Below are 14,192 nucleotides of genomic sequence, written 5' to 3'. Positions count from 1 at the left end.
TTTCCTCAGCTGACGAAGCTGTACCCGCCGTCGATGACGACGGTCTGGCCGCTGGTGAAGAGGAGCTGGGTAGCCAGCGTGAGAACGGCCGCACCCACGTCTTCGACCCGAGCATTGCGCTTCAGTGGGGTTTGGCCGGCCCGCCGCGCCATAAGCTTCTCGTAATTCTCGCCCAACGTCCGCTCCATCCAATCCCCTTCGAGCCAGCCAGGCGCAACCGCGTTTACGCGGATCGTGGGCCCAAGCGCACCGGCGAGCGTGCGCGTCATCGAGATGATCGCGGCCTTGCTGGCCGAATAGGGTAGGGGCTGCGGACCAGGGCGCAGCCCGACGATGCTCGCAGTGTTCACGATCGTGGCACTCGGCATCGGCTTCAGCAGGCGGGAGGCATGCTTGCATACCAAAAAGGTGCCACGAACGTTCACGGCGAAAACACGGTCGAAATCCTCGATGGTCATTGTATCAAACTTACTCGGCGGTACGTCGCTGGTGACGCCGGCGTTGTTGACCAGCAGGTCAAGTCTACCCTCGAAAAGCCTGTCCACTTGGTCGACCATCGCAATAACGTCCGACTCTTGGCTGACGTCCGCCTTGATCACTCCGGTGCGCACGGCGCCAGACTCCCGCGCCAACCGCTCTGTCTCGCGCGCTTCGGATTCGCTGCGGCTGTAATTGACCGCGACATCATACCCGCCGGCGGCGAGGCTGACGACGATCGCCCGTCCAATGCCGGTAGCGGCCCCGGTGACGAGAGCCGTCTTTCTTTCCGCTGCCACATCCATCTCCGAGTCGATCGTAAACTATTTAGAGCGAGATCGATACGCGAGTTTGAAAATTGCACAAGACCCCGCCGTGACGAACAGCCTCTTCGCGCAGACCGTCTCGGTCGGCAGGTAACGAGCTACGGGTGCGTGTTCGGGCACGCGCCACAGGCCGTCCGTTACATTGAGCATTATATCGCATCGGGTGTTTCGATCGATCGCAGAATGTCCATCAAGGCCGCCTCGGATTTGCCGAAGACCCTGCGCTGCACCGCGATCACGAGAGGGAGCGCTTCCGCAACGGTCGTGATGCCCTGCGGCGAGAGCATCACGATCTTACTCCGCAAGTTGCTCGGAGCGGTTCGCCTCGTCACGAGAAGCTTGTGCTCAAGTGCTTTGAGCACACTCGATAACTGCATCGGGTGGATGCCGCTAGCGGCTGCGAGTGCTGACTGCGTCAGCCTACTCCCATCCGCCGCAAGCCAAGTGCCCATCGCGAGAATAGCGAACTGAAGATGGGTGATGCCTAACGAAATGAGCGCACGGTCGACCTCCCGCTGATACCGATGCAGCACCCGCCAAAGCACGAACCCCACCGCCTGTTCGGGGGAAAGGAGCGAAACCGGGGCGGATCCATTCCGGTCGCTATCGGATCGAATCATCATTCTTTGTTCATTACGCCGAGACGGAGACGAGGAATATGCACTTGGCGCCGTGCGTCGATAGACGCGTTCACTACTAAATGCCGAAGATAACGTAGAAGATCGTCGTGCGCGAATGGATCGAAGATCCCTATCGGTTCGTGGAGCGATGCTTCTACGGCCTTGGCGCATTTGGAGGTTGAGTATGGCCGAGGCGGTCGGATCATCGTCTTCCTCCCAGAAGCGACGATCATCCGATGCTCTCCATGGTGGTCCCGATACTTCGCGGATCGTCTGCTGCCCGCCGGAACGCCAGGTCAGCTGCGGCGACGCGATTTCGAATCGATTGATCCGGCCCGTTATAGCCGTCGATGTCGAATCATCGTGCAGGGGTTGACAGTCCGATAGTCGCCCCTGCCGGGATTGATACCGGTCTTTGGGAAAGGCACGTCGCTTTTCGCTCGCGACCGCCAAGCTTCGTCGGCACCCGGAACGGCGACGTCGGCAAAAGGCGCATAGCGGCAAATCGGGCTACCAGTCCCGTGCAGCGTATGATCTACCGCACGATCTAGACTGTTCCCTATGGCGCACCCACGCCGCAGCTCTGATCATTCGTCGGTCGACCAAGACGATTGCAGGTGAGTCCACCATAGACGGGGCTTAAAATTAAGCTGTGAGAACGCCGCGCGCCATTATTCGGCACAAGAGGAGCACGCGCCAGATCCGTCTCGGCCTCACCCTCGAACTGCGAACTGAATCCATCGGCGTATCGCATACTTCGGTATCAGCAGACCCACGCCGGCAGCCAATGCCAGCCAAGCGACTGGATGCAGATCCTTGATCGCGAAGTTCGCCGCGAGCAGCGCGATGATGAAACGTACACAGCAACCGACGACAGCCAAGGAAAGAGTCAAATCGATCGCTCGAAGCAGCGCCGTTTTCAAACGCGATTCCGACGGTCGGTACATTGCCCAAACCAACATAAGGATCATGACCGCCGGCCTCGCGACCGTCCCGGCCGGGATCGAGACGTTTGAGTCGAAGAGACGCCCGATAACGAACGGAATCGTTGCCCAACACAACACACCGACGATCGAAAGCGGGACTCCGACGTCCCCGTTGAATCCGTCGTTGTCCTCATATTCGGTCATGGCGCTGTCAAAATACAGGTTTGCGGGCACCAGCCGCCGCGAGGTCCGCGCCTTTGGCTTCGATGCGCGCACTCAGCGCCTTCTGTTCGAGCATTCCGCCCTCGAGAAGGAAGTCGACCCTGGTATCATCGGAGACGACGGTAAGGTGCGGGCTGTAGAAGCAGGTCGGGTCGCCTCGTGCGCACCAATCCGCGGTCATGTGGCTAACGGACGAGTTGGATCGTGTCGGCGGGCCGTATCGCTCCTTCAGTACCGCTAGATAGGAAGGCGGAGCGTTGCCGTTCGTGGAAGTCGAGTACGCCATAGATGTGAGGACCGGCCCCCGTTCCGTCGCCAAAAACCTCACGTCCCAGCGATCGCCTTCGTCGTCCTTGAGAATGACTTGCTTGATCACGCGAGTCGGCATTCGCCGCACCTTATGCAGGCGATCGGCCACGATGTTCGCTACTGACGTGTCGAAGGAGTCCATCCGGTCGCCATTGAGCGTGTCCGAAAATGGCTGAAGCTCCCGCAGCATTCCAGTGCGCAAATGACGGGAATGTGCGATCCGCTCCACCTCCCTCGCCGACATGCCGAGTTTGAAACTTGCGACCTCGAATGTCGCGATGTTGGATTTAACTATCGGCCGGATGGCCAAGTCCGAATCGCTCCCATTGGCCTCGCCGTCGGATGTCGCCTGTAGGACCAGAATGTCGGATGATGTCTTTGAAAACGGTTGGGCGGAAGTCGAAGTCGGTCGCGTTCTGACCTGAGCAGATGAACCAGCCGCCACGGATGCGGTAGATAGAACGGCAACGATTTGCCCGACCCAAGATGCCATCTTCACAACCGTCTCCACGCGATCAAAACCAATTGTAGGCTATAGCCCGTGGTTTAATGGTGGTCCAGACGGTCGCTGCGCGCATGAACGCACGCTCGATCCTCGGCTGGAACATCAGGAAGCTGCGTCTGGAGCGCGGGCTTTCCCAGGAGCGGCTTGCTGCCGACACCGGAATTGACCGCGCCTACGTTAGCGAACTCGAACGCGGCACGGTTGCCGCGAGCGTGGATATGATCGGACGCCTCGCTGCCGCTTTCAAGGTCGAACCATCGCAAATGCTGGATGCTCCGACAGATACGTCGAACCCGCCGCCGAATCTGCGAAAAGGGCGCAAGCCGGGCTGATATTCCGCTTGCATTCGAGGAGTGATCCTGGCGCGGCATTAAGCCTGCGCCTAACCGGTACCCGACTCTGTTCGAATCAGGGGCATAGGCTCGGCCCGGTATAAGATCGGCAGCCACGCAAGTCGGTCGCCCGAACAGCAAGTGACTGTGTTCGCCCGCACTGGCCATCCGCCGCGCCCCTTCCGTTCATGCGCGTGAGTTCGCGTGCCTGCAGCCTTTCGCCGGGATGACTCATCGTCCATCTCTACCTATGAAGCAGGCCACAGAATTTATGGATCCGATCGTATTCAGTAGGTATCCATTGCCGCCGCGCATGTGCCATATCTGTGAACAACGGGAGAATGCGAATGGCCAACGTTTACGTCGAGGCCCGTCCGAAGGGTCGTCAAGAGGGCAGCGCCGTGACCGACTTCGTTGTCGAGGATCATGCCGACCACATCCTAGCCACGAAAGGGACGCAGCGTGAGGCGATCGACTGGGCCAAGAGCGAGGGCCACCGACCGCTGATCGCTCGCGTCAGGCATTTGAACGACAAGAAAAAACCAGACCACTGGCGCGAGGAATGATCCCGGCGACGGCCGTGCGATTGATATGACCTCGAATTATCGTGTCCAAGTTGCAAAGCGGCGACCAAGAGCAACGAGAAATCTGCCACCGGACTTTTCAATCCTGAGATCTGTCTGACCATAAAGCCTTGCCTACGCAACCGCTGCGGCGTGGTCGCCCCAATACGGCGTACCCGTTCACGCCGTGGTCGTATCGCGCGAGCTACGGAATAGCTGATAGATCAGGTATCAGATGTCGGTCGCTCGGCACGCGTACGATCTATCTCATCGGGTGTTAAATGTGCCGCAAGAAGTAGTCTAAACGTTTCCAGGCGTGCGGTCCTCGGAATGTCTCGTACGAGATGATCGTCCTTTCAGAGTGAAACCGACGTACGTCGCAAAAACGAATGGGCGACTTCATTAGTGGAGACGCGGCGACGGAATTGCACGCGCCATTGCGACGTCCGTTGCAAATGGCATGGACGGGCATGCAGCGGCGAACGCGGGGGCTTCGCAATGGCGGATCAGGGGGTCTCGCGAATTCGAATTGCGTCTTTTGCGGGTCGGGCAGACCGCATTTCGCTTGTCCCACCTTGTCGTACTAGCGGTAGATGGTAAGTTGATTTCATGACCGGGGCAGAATTCGAAGCATGCCGGCTTCAGGATCGGCGCGAGGGATCGCCTTCGTGCGTCCTCCTTGCACGCGGCACGTTTGTCGCTCTCCGCGGCATCGAGGGCGATGATGCACTTTGCGAGCACGGCATAAAGATACCGCTTGCCCGACTGGTACGGGTAGGCTCGACTTTCGTCGAGCGTCCCACATCCCGATCGACGCGAGATCGGGCGAACGCATAAGGAGGTTGGCCTGACCCCACTCGTTGAACGGATCTGCTCATTCGTGTTGCGCGTATTCGTTGCGTTCCATCGCAGTCTCGTAACAGCTCATGACAGCCTTCTCGATTGTGCTGTTCGCGACGGTCATGGCGGCCGAGGGCAAGCCTGTCGTAACATGGGGAACGACCCGTGCGGCCATTCTCCGCTCACTTGTTGCGGGGGCCCGCGGCCGAGCATTTCCCAAGCCCCGCGCCTCATACCGCCCTTCACCGTCATGACCGTCGACGGCGGGATCGTGTCTCAAAGCGTTGCGTGCGCGACGATCGCCGCTGCTAACGGACAAGCTGATCGTAGTAATGTGGAATGTCGGCCACCGAACCGCCGCCGCCGACCGTAGTGACGGAGCTGGTTGATGGACTCCCCTAGCTTCTGGACCGAAGAACTTGTCCTGTCGGCCTCGGACCTCATCGGAGCCGAGGCCGACGCCGTCTTCGACGAAGCCGAAACCGCATTTCTGGCTGGCGACCGCGCGGCTTGGCATCGGGCTTTGGAACGCTACCTCCATCTGATACTGGCGCATGCACGCCTCTTCGATGGTCAAGACCACCTGCAGTAACGGGCGTTGATAATCACGCTGACAGACTGGATGTCGTTTCGATCTCGGCGTCCATGAAGACCTAAAAGGGCCAGCCGGCTCTTGCCCGAACGCGCGCCGCCGATGAACAAGGTCGATCGTGTCTCGGTCAATCTCGCTTGCCCCCGCCGCCGCACGCCGATAAGGCGTCGATCGTGACAGGTTCCCAGAGATGGGATGAAAAGGGAACCCGGAAGCAGACAGTCGGTCTGTAATCCGGGGCTGTGCCCGCAACTGTAACCGGCGAGCCTTCGCCCAATTGCCACTGGGGTTTACCCCCCCGGGAAGGCGGGATGAAGGTGCTGACCCGGGAGCCAGGAGACCTGCCTGTCGCGGTCGTACCTTCGCGCGGACGGGGTGTTCCGGGCGATCGAGGTGAACCCCTCGCGTGTCGACGTCGTCGGGGTCGTGCGCGCGGGTGAATTCCCGTGTCTTCGCGAATGCTGATGCGCCACCGGTGCATGCGGCCCCTTGTTGTTGACCAAGGGAACCGCCATGCGCTTACTTTACATCTCAATCGCCACCACCGGCCTCGTCCTCACCGCCTCAGCGCGCGCCGACGACGCCCCCGATACCATCGTCGTCACCGCCGACCGGACCCCCGAGCCGCTGTCGCGGGTCGGCCAGTCGATCACCGTCATCGACGCCGCCGAGATCGCGCGCCGCCAGGACAACACGGTCGTCGACTTGCTCCGCACCGTGCCGGGCGTCAGCTTCGCCCGCAACGGCGGCATCGGCACCCAGACCTCGGTTTTCATCCGCGGCGCCGAGAGCGACCAGACCGTCGCGCTGATCGACGGCATCAAGCTGAACGACCCGTCCGCCCCCGGCGGCGGCTTCAACTTCGGCAACCTTCTCGTCGGCAATATCGCCCGCGTCGAAATCCTGCGTGGCCCGAGTTCGGTGCTGTGGGGCAGCCAGGCGATCGGCGGCGTCGTCAATTTGATCACCGTCCCGCCGACCGACGACCTCCACGTCAATGCGCGCGGTGAATACGGCTACCGCAACACCGGGCAGGGCGTCGCCAACGTCTCGGACAAATTCGGTCCGTTGTCGGTAAGCGTCGGCGGCGGCTATTTCCGCACCGACGGCATCTCGGCGTTCGACGAGCGCCGGGGCGGCACGGAGAAGGACGGCTATCGCAACTATGGCGCGAACGCCAACTTGAACCTTGCGCTGAACGACAACGTGTCGGTCGACCTGCGCGGCTGGTATTCGGACAGCCGCGCCGGGTTCGACGGCCTCGTGCCCCCCAACTACGGCCTCGGCGATACGACCGACTATGGCACGACGCGCGAGATCGTCGGCTATACCGGGATCAACGCCGCGCTGTTCGACGGGCGGCTCCACAACCGGCTCGGCTTCGCGATTACCGACACGCGCCGCCACAATTATGACGGGACGACCGCCAACGCCGAGACCTTCGCCGGCAACGGGCGCAACGAGCGCTTCGAATACCAGGGCGTCGCGAACATCATCACCGGCGTCGACGCGACCTTCGGGGCCGAGCGCGAACGTTCGCACTTCACGACGTCGAGCTTCGGCGGACCGGTGACGATCGGGACGCAGACGTTGACCAGCGGCTACGGCCAGGTCGTCGTCACGCCCATCACCGGCTTCACCGCGACCGGTGGCGCGCGCTACGACAGCCACAGCCGCTTCGGCGGGACGACGACGCTCGCGGGCAGCGGCGTCTACACCCCGAACAATGGCGGCACGACCTTCCGCGCGAGCTACAGCGAGGGGTTCAAGGTGCCGTCGCTCTACCAGCTACAGAGCGAATACGGGAACCAGCTGCTCCGCCCCGAACGCTCGCGCGGCTGGGACGCCGGGGTCACCCAGCGCGGCCTTGAAGGACGGATCGAGGCGAGCGCGACCTACTTCAGCCGCACCAGCAAGGATCTGATCAACTTCATCTCGTGCAATACGCCGCTGACCGGGATCTGCGTCAATCGCCCGAACGGCACCTACGACAATGTCGCGCGGGCGGTGAGCAAGGGCGTCGAGCTGACGCTGCTCGTCCGCCCGATCGATGCGCTGACGCTGCAGGCGAACTACACCTCGCTCGACGCCGAGAACCGCTCGCCCGGCGACGTCAACTTCGGCAAGCAGTTGCTCCGGCGGCCGAGCCAGACCGTCAATGCCCTGCTCGACTATCACTGGAGCTTCGGGCTCGACACCGGCGCGACGGTCACCCACGTCGGACGCAGCTTCGACAATGCGTCGAACACCCGGCGGCTGCAGGGTTATGTCGTCGCCGACCTCCGCGCGGCGTATCCGCTGACGAAGCAGATCGCGGTCACCGCGCGCGTCGAGAACCTGTTCGACGAGAAGTATGAGACGACCTACGGTTACGGGACGTTCGGGCGCGCGGCCTATGGCGGCGTTCGCTTGAGCTATTAGCCCATGACCACCGCGCTCGCCTCGATCGATCCGTTCCGTGGGCACAGTTGGCGGATCGACCTCGCACGGCGAATGTTCTCCGAACCGTAATCCGCGTGGATCGACCCGCCGACGGGAATAATCACCGTAGTCGTAGAAGAATGCGGTGATCGCCTACGATCGGCGGCGGTTGGCGTCTCGAGAGGCATCGCGCGCGCTGAAACGTCCGACCGCCGGAACTTTCGGTGTCGACGATTCGGAGCAAGTCGTGGCCGTTCCCAGAAGCGAACCCGGGCTCCCGTTGCTCGCTGCGGTACTCGCGCCGCCGCGGTGCCCGTCGTCCGGCCCGACTACCGTAAGCATCTGACGGCGCTGAGCGATGCAGAGGTCGCTTCACTCCCGGACGTCCATGCGGGCACCGACGATGTCTTGTGGTGACTCTTCCGAACAATTCCGACAGGCATCGTTCAATTGCGAATGCCTGCGATCCCTAGCCGCGAAGTCGAGTCGCGTAATCGTCGAGGAGGCCTTTATCTGTGGAACGCGCGCCTCGCCAAGGCATTCCTGTTCCCGCTGCAGATCTGCGAAGTCACTATTCGAATTGCCATAAACGAAGCGTTGGCCACGGTATATGGGGCGGACTGGATCCTCGCGCCGGCGTTCGGTCTCAACGAGCACTCGCGGGCGTCGCACGATCGGGCGCTGCAGCGTCTGATCCGCCGCGCCCAGCGGCTAGCCCTGCCGCCGCCGGTTTCCGACGATCTCGTCGCGGCGTTGACGTTCGACTTCTGGTCTAACCTGCTCCGCGACGACTACGACGATGTTTGGACGATCCCGGTATTGGCCGTTGCGTTCCCGAACCTGCCCCATGGGCAGGGCCGCAGGCAGGTTCAGAAGATGGCAGCCGAAGTGAACGAACTGCGTAACCGGATTGCGCACCACGAGCCGATCCACGACCGTCAGAATCACGGTGCTAAGTTCGCCATTGTTCTCGATCTGATAGGATTGCGGTCGGGTCAAGTCCGTGAGTTCACTCGGCGCCACTCGACTGTGATGGCGGTTGTCCGGGTACCTCTCACCCGACAATCGCGCTTCCCCGGCCGTCCGTTGGCACAAATGAATCTGCGACCGCCGCCCGTGATTCACCATACCGATACGATAGACGTCGTCATTGTTGCACTCCGGGCGGCACGGCCAGATCTCGCGTTGATCCCCGACGCCGCCAGAGCGCCGCCCTACGCAGCGCTTACGATCGCTACCGTATCGGCATTGATTGTTGATCGGGCCCGCACCGCCGGGGGCCTCGTGGACCTAACTGAACTTACTGCCGGCGAAGTCGTGGTTGCGTACCCGCTAGCGATCGATGAGATAGATCTGCGGGCATCAGGCGGAGACGCACTGTCGATGTTCTTCCCGTCCGATCCAGCCGCGCCCAAACCATCGGCTCTCCTCGTAAGGTCGGCAAACGGCGATCTATCGGGCGCGCTCGTCCGCCCCGATTTCCGCCTTTAATCCAAGCCACGGCATTCCGAGGTGACATCTACCGCTGTCGACGCCCGAATACACGTGAAATACTCTCGATGGCTGTAGTCACTATGGACGATTTCTCCCCGATGGGAAGTGTTCCGCTTTTGGCCGGCGGAAACGCCGCTACCCAAGCTATCGGCGAATCCCCTGCATCAGGCGCACGTTAAATATCGTCCGCTATCACGGCGCCCGATTTCCCTTCATCGAATTCGGCCGGCATGTGCGGCTTCTGCGCTCCGGCGCGATGCTCTATCTCGCCGATCAGGAGCCGTCTCAGGTTGACATCATCGACGACAACCATCGCACGATGGTGGCCTCGTCAAGGTCGATTTTGGCGCGGTGACATCGTCGTTACGTCGGACGGCAGGGGACTCCGAGTCGCGAACGATGACCTTGCCATCGGCAGCGACACCCCGCGGGCGGGGGGCAACAGTTTCCGTCATCGATAATTCGCGAAACTTGAGCGTAGCTCCTTTCCCGGTAGGTACGCAACCGTTTGGCATCGCAGTCAGCCTGATGAGTTTACAGTGTACGTCGCCAGGCCGTCGGGTAACACGTTAACCGGTTGTCCACCAAGGACGACAAACCGATCGGGACGATCACGGTAGGCCGTATTCCGTCCCGGGGGAGGTCATTGGTCCTGTTCGATCGCGCTGAGCGAGTGCTTTCAAGCTCGATGCGGACGCCTCGCATCAACCCGACCGTCGAAGGATCGAACATGCTTAGTCGCTCATCCGAGATAGCTGTGACCATTGACTACGTCGGGCATCCTGACTTTGGTACACGGCAGGCTAGGAGCCTAGTCGCGTGTGAAATGCTATTATCCATTACGGGAAAAAGACATTGTAACTGCGAGCGACTACCAAGAAGACTACCAAGTCTCGCGAAATACGCGCTCGAGGTTTGTGCCCAGCACCTTATCTGCGATGCGGGAGGAATACCCCCGCTTGGTCAGTTCGGAAGCTATCACTTGCCAGCGAAATGGTCCGTTGAGACCTTCGACATACGGCAGGGGCCCTTCCTCGGGCGCCATGATGCCCGCCGCCTTCCGCTTGGCTTCTCCCTTATTCCAATCAGCCAAGTTTGCCGCCGAGGTATCTATACCGAGAAAATCTGTGTCGCTGCCGATGCCGACATGCTCCTCGCCGCAGACGGCAAGCGCATGGGTCAAGTGTCGCATGTAAATGTCTAATGTCGGATTCGCTGGGTAATTGCCAAGGTACGACAAATCATAGATCCCAACCGTTCCTCCGCAGGCGGCTACAGCTCGCAACAGCTTGTCAGACTTGTTTCGCGGATGCGGGTGAACAGCGTAACATCCGGCATGGGTGATAAGCGCCGGGCGGTTGGTGACTCTCAACGACTCAGAACTGGTCAGCTCGTCAGAGTGACTTAGATCAAGAGTAATACCGGCCGCGTTCATCCGCGTGATCGCCTCTCGGCCCGCTATAGTCAGCCCTGTACCATCTTTGGTCATTACGCCGCTGCCGAACGCAGACTGCAGATTGTAGCTCAGACCCATCACGAGCACGCCGCAGCTCCGGAAATGATCGACGCGCTCTGGACGCCCCTCATGCATATCTGCGGATTCGAAGGAGAAGATGACAGCGACGTGACCGCTATGTTTTGCTGCTCCAATGTCGGCGACAGTTCGCACTCGTGAAAAGAGGTGCGAATTTCTCGCGATCGACATCTCCGTGTCACTGATATCACTATTGGCATCGGCGAAACTACCATTAGAACCGCCGAGAGTTTGCTTCATGGCGGTTAGGCCGGATATTCGTACCCTGGCGGCTGTTGCGGCGTCCACTAATGCATTGCCGTTAATTATTGAAAGAGCCAAATTGCCATCAATGACCGTAGCCTTCCGATATCGCTCTCTGTCTAACTTCGTGGTGGCCCACGCTGCTGATGGAGCGGCTACGATCGCGCTGCATGCCGCCAGTATATGACGTCTATTAAAACCAAGTATCATATAAGTTCTCATCTAAAAATTATAGCAATCGCAGCTCAATGTTTCACGTTTCTAGGCAAATCTCGAAGTTAGACTGTCGTTGACCTAAGATCTTGAGCTCCAGTGTTTCGCCGATCGTGCATCGATTTAGCAGATCTTCGATTGTATCTGACCAAAAGTCCGCTCGATTTACCCGAACGTCGTCAAAGCTACTCATAATATTGTTTTGATTCGCTGCGGAAGCGAACGGATCACTATAATCTGCAGCGCTAATCGGGATCAGGCTGTCGGAGTGATCGCGAAAAGTCAGCCGTTGGTTGAAATGTAGCAGATGATATCCAATGTCGCAGAGCGAAACACGCGCAGTGCCGATTTGCAGGAGGGCCGTTAAGAGTTCCTTGGTGAACCGGGTTTGAAACCTGCTGCCCGCCGTCCCTATCCGTGCGAACTGACCTACCGTCACATTAGCGCGTCCTCAAACGTCGGCAAGGTAATCTGCCGGAATCGGGGCAACGGCGGGAGCCATCGACGCGGTCGTCAATACCTTCGGTTAACTGAACGACCGTCGGCTCAGCGTTCCGACAAAGTGGCGCCAAGCGGCATCAATGGATCGGTCACAGATTGATCATCCTTCTGCTTTCGATCGTCGAAGCGCGATGGCGGCGGGTGGTCAGCCTTTGATCAAGCCGAACCAAGGAGGTTCTTGAAGAAGTTCCCATCCGTTAAGAGGTCGAGGACCTCATCGCCTCGTCCGTTGAGCACCGCCGTTGCGCTCCATAGGCTGAACCCCTTCACCTCCGACGCGGTGACGACCGGAGGCATGGACAGCTCCTGAGCGTCAATGACGACATCCAGCAGCGCGGGACCGGGATGGGCGAAGATGTCGGCCACCGCCGCTTCCAGCTCACCGGGATCCTCGACGCGCTGCGCGTGCAGACCGATCGCGCGCGCCACGGCGGCGAAGTCCGGATTTTGGAGGTCGGTACCGAAATCCAGGAAGCCCGCGCCCTTCATCTCCAAGGATACGAAGCCAAGCGACCCGTTGTTGTAGACGATCACCTTCACCGGCAGCTTTAACTGGACGAGCGTGAGCAGTTCGCCCAGGAGCATGGCGAGGCCGCCGTCGCCCGACATGCTGACCACCTGCCGGTCGGGAGACGAAGCCTGCGCGCCGATGGCCTGCGGCAGAGCGTTCGCCATCGAGCCGTGCGCGAGCGACCCGACCAAGCGGCGGTGACCGTTCATTTCAAGGTACCGCGCCGCCCAGATCGACACGGCGCCGACGTCGAAGGTGAAGATCGCATCGGCCGCCGCGCGCTCATTGATTACCTTGGTAAGGTATTGCGGGTGGATCGGACCCTCACCCGGCTTGCCGGTGGCAAGGTCGTTGAGGCCCTCGCGCGACTTGGTGTAATGCGCTAGGCTAGCGCGCAAATGTGCGGGCTCGGCCCGTCGGCCGAGCAAGGGCAGCAGCGCCTCGATCGTGGCGCCGACGTCGCCGATCACGCCAAGCTCGAGCGGTGCGCGGCGCCCAATGTTCTCGGGCCGGATGTCCACCTGCGCGATCCGGGAGTGCTCGGGGAAGAACTGGCGATAGGGCAGATCGGTGCCGAGCATGAGAAGCGTGTCGCAGTCCATCATCGCTTTGTAGCCGGACTTGAAACCGATCAGCCCGGTCATGCCGACGTCATAGGGATTATCCCATTCGACATGCTCCTTGCCGCCAAAGGCATGGACGATTGGGGACTGGAGCGCCTCGGCCAACCGCATCAGCGGCGCGTGCGCACCGGCGCAGCCACGGCCGCAGAGCAAAGTCACCTTGCGCCCCGCGTCCAAGAACGCGGCGAGCGCCGCCAGTTCGGCCGGGGCGGGCGTCACTACCGGCGCAGCAAGCCGCAGGCCCGCAGGCTTTGATCCAGACCCGACAGAGGAACGGAGCGTGACGTCGCCGGGGACCACCACCACCGACACGCCGCGCCGGCCGATGGCGCTTCGGATGGCGGTCTCCAGCACGCCCGGCAGCTGCTCGGGTTGACTGATCAGCTCGCAATAATCGCTGCACGCGCGGAAGAGTTCGTCGGGCTTGGTTTCCTGAAAGTAGTTGCGCCCGATCTCGGCCGAGGGGATCTGTGCAGCGATCGCCAGCACCGGAACCCGGGTCCGATGACAGTCGAACAGCCCGTTGATGAGGTGGGTGTTGCCTGGCCCGCACGAGCCCGCGCAGACAGCCAATTCGCCTGTGACAGCCGCTTCCGCGCCTGCTGCGAAGGCCGCGGCCTCCTCGTGGCGGACATGCACCCACTCGATGTCGGCGTGCCGGCGAAGCGCATCGGTGATACCGTTCAGGCTGTCGCCGACGAGACCATAGATCCGGCGAACGCCCGCCGCGTGGAGCGTCTCGACAAACTGATCGGCTACCGTGTGCGACATGGGCGTTCCTTCGTTGATCAACCGGGTCCAGCACGAAAGCCCGTCGGTAGGCGGCGACAGACTATGGACGACGACCGGCCATCCTGACGATCTGACACCGAGAACAGCAAGCCTCTTTTGCGATTGCCCACCCTTTACCACTAGCGAGACTGTTCGAGGTTGTATAGCG

At 60.9% G+C, this 14,192-nt stretch carries 12 protein-coding genes and 1 riboswitch; of the genes, 5 read left to right on the top strand and 7 right to left on the bottom strand.

The features are described from left to right. Positions 1 to 5: 5 nt before the first annotated feature. The 4 genes from KTC28_RS01720 to KTC28_RS01705 form a co-directional block, all read right to left on the bottom strand. On the bottom strand, positions 6 to 782 hold the full coding sequence (locus KTC28_RS01720) for an SDR family NAD(P)-dependent oxidoreductase (protein WP_223132270.1): 777 nt from the start codon (positions 780 to 782) through the stop codon (positions 6 to 8). Positions 783 to 952: 170 nt separating this feature from the next. Beyond that, on the bottom strand, positions 953 to 1,426 hold the full coding sequence (locus KTC28_RS01715) for a MarR family winged helix-turn-helix transcriptional regulator (protein ID WP_216710195.1): 474 nt from the start codon (positions 1,424 to 1,426) through the stop codon (positions 953 to 955). Positions 1,427 to 2,136: 710 nt separating this feature from the next. Beyond that, entirely contained in the window at positions 2,137 to 2,553 is a 417-nt protein-coding gene (locus KTC28_RS01710; RefSeq protein WP_216710194.1) for a hypothetical protein, read from the bottom strand. A gap of 7 nt (positions 2,554 to 2,560) precedes the next feature. After that, positions 2,561 to 3,190, bottom strand: coding sequence for a hypothetical protein (locus KTC28_RS01705; RefSeq protein WP_216710193.1), 630 nt, complete (start codon positions 3,188 to 3,190; stop codon positions 2,561 to 2,563). 266 nt (positions 3,191 to 3,456) lie between these two features. On the opposite strand from KTC28_RS01705, the gene KTC28_RS01700 reads away from it, so the two are divergent. The 5 genes from KTC28_RS01700 to KTC28_RS01680 all read left to right on the top strand — a co-directional run bounded on the left by KTC28_RS01700 (position 3,457) and on the right by KTC28_RS01680 (position 9,624). After that, the gene (locus KTC28_RS01700) at positions 3,457 to 3,717 is read left to right on the top strand and encodes a helix-turn-helix domain-containing protein (RefSeq protein WP_216710192.1); all 261 of its coding nucleotides are present in this window, start codon (positions 3,457 to 3,459) and stop codon (positions 3,715 to 3,717) included. Positions 3,718 to 4,064: 347 nt separating this feature from the next. Further along, entirely contained in the window at positions 4,065 to 4,283 is a 219-nt protein-coding gene (locus KTC28_RS01695; RefSeq protein ID WP_216710191.1) for a hypothetical protein, read from the top strand. Between the two features lie 1,225 nt (positions 4,284 to 5,508). Beyond that, complete coding sequence (locus KTC28_RS01690; RefSeq protein ID WP_216710190.1) at positions 5,509 to 5,712, top strand: hypothetical protein; 204 nt, start codon at positions 5,509 to 5,511, stop codon at positions 5,710 to 5,712. Between the two features lie 161 nt (positions 5,713 to 5,873). Then, a riboswitch (cobalamin riboswitch) is annotated at positions 5,874 to 6,075 on the top strand. 150 nt (positions 6,076 to 6,225) lie between these two features. Next, a complete protein-coding gene (locus KTC28_RS01685; protein WP_216710189.1) occupies positions 6,226 to 8,133 on the top strand; it encodes a TonB-dependent receptor plug domain-containing protein in 1,908 nt (635 codons plus the stop codon). Positions 8,134 to 8,589: 456 nt separating this feature from the next. After that, positions 8,590 to 9,624 (top strand): hypothetical protein, encoded by a 1,035-nt coding sequence (locus tag KTC28_RS01680; protein WP_216710188.1) that lies wholly within the window; start codon positions 8,590 to 8,592, stop codon positions 9,622 to 9,624. 178 nt (positions 9,625 to 9,802) lie between these two features. Here the strand turns inward: KTC28_RS01680 and KTC28_RS01675 are convergent, their stop codons facing one another. The 3 genes from KTC28_RS01675 to poxB all read right to left on the bottom strand — a co-directional run bounded on the left by KTC28_RS01675 (position 9,803) and on the right by poxB (position 14,023). Next, positions 9,803 to 9,940 carry a hypothetical protein gene (locus KTC28_RS01675; RefSeq protein ID WP_216710187.1) on the bottom strand — a complete coding sequence of 46 codons (138 nt, stop codon included), beginning with the start codon at positions 9,938 to 9,940 and terminating at the stop codon, positions 9,803 to 9,805. Positions 9,941 to 10,510: 570 nt separating this feature from the next. Further along, entirely contained in the window at positions 10,511 to 11,614 is a 1,104-nt protein-coding gene (locus KTC28_RS01670; RefSeq protein ID WP_216710186.1) for a dipeptidase, read from the bottom strand. A 660-nt stretch (positions 11,615 to 12,274) separates the two neighbouring features. After that, a complete protein-coding gene (poxB, locus tag KTC28_RS01665; RefSeq protein ID WP_216710185.1) occupies positions 12,275 to 14,023 on the bottom strand; it encodes a ubiquinone-dependent pyruvate dehydrogenase in 1,749 nt (582 codons plus the stop codon). Positions 14,024 to 14,192 lie beyond the last annotated feature (169 nt).

The sequence above is a fragment of the Polymorphobacter megasporae genome (assembly GCF_018982885.2).
In the GTDB taxonomy this organism is placed as follows: Bacteria; Pseudomonadota; Alphaproteobacteria; order Sphingomonadales; family Sphingomonadaceae; genus Polymorphobacter_B; species Polymorphobacter_B megasporae.
This window is presented reverse-complemented; position numbering and strand designations above follow the sequence as displayed.

Bases quoted from the DNA above. Each gene is read 5' to 3' on its own strand.
- poxB (WP_216710185.1), bottom strand. From the start codon at position 14,023: ATGTCGCACACGGTAGCCGATCAGTTTGTCGAGACGCTCCACGCGGCG.
- KTC28_RS01685 (WP_216710189.1), top strand. From the start codon at position 6,226: ATGCGCTTACTTTACATCTCAATCGCCACCACCGGCCTCGTCCTCACC.
- KTC28_RS01715 (WP_216710195.1), bottom strand. From the start codon at position 1,426: ATGATGATTCGATCCGATAGCGACCGGAATGGATCCGCCCCGGTTTCG.
- KTC28_RS01680 (WP_216710188.1), top strand. From the start codon at position 8,590: ATGCCTGCGATCCCTAGCCGCGAAGTCGAGTCGCGTAATCGTCGAGGA.
- KTC28_RS01710 (WP_216710194.1), bottom strand. From the start codon at position 2,553: ATGACCGAATATGAGGACAACGACGGATTCAACGGGGACGTCGGAGTC.
- KTC28_RS01695 (WP_216710191.1), top strand. From the start codon at position 4,065: ATGGCCAACGTTTACGTCGAGGCCCGTCCGAAGGGTCGTCAAGAGGGC.
- KTC28_RS01720 (WP_223132270.1), bottom strand. From the start codon at position 782: ATGGATGTGGCAGCGGAAAGAAAGACGGCTCTCGTCACCGGGGCCGCT.
- KTC28_RS01675 (WP_216710187.1), bottom strand. From the start codon at position 9,940: ATGGTTGTCGTCGATGATGTCAACCTGAGACGGCTCCTGATCGGCGAG.
- KTC28_RS01670 (WP_216710186.1), bottom strand. From the start codon at position 11,614: ATGATACTTGGTTTTAATAGACGTCATATACTGGCGGCATGCAGCGCG.
- KTC28_RS01690 (WP_216710190.1), top strand. From the start codon at position 5,509: ATGGACTCCCCTAGCTTCTGGACCGAAGAACTTGTCCTGTCGGCCTCG.
- KTC28_RS01700 (WP_216710192.1), top strand. From the start codon at position 3,457: ATGAACGCACGCTCGATCCTCGGCTGGAACATCAGGAAGCTGCGTCTG.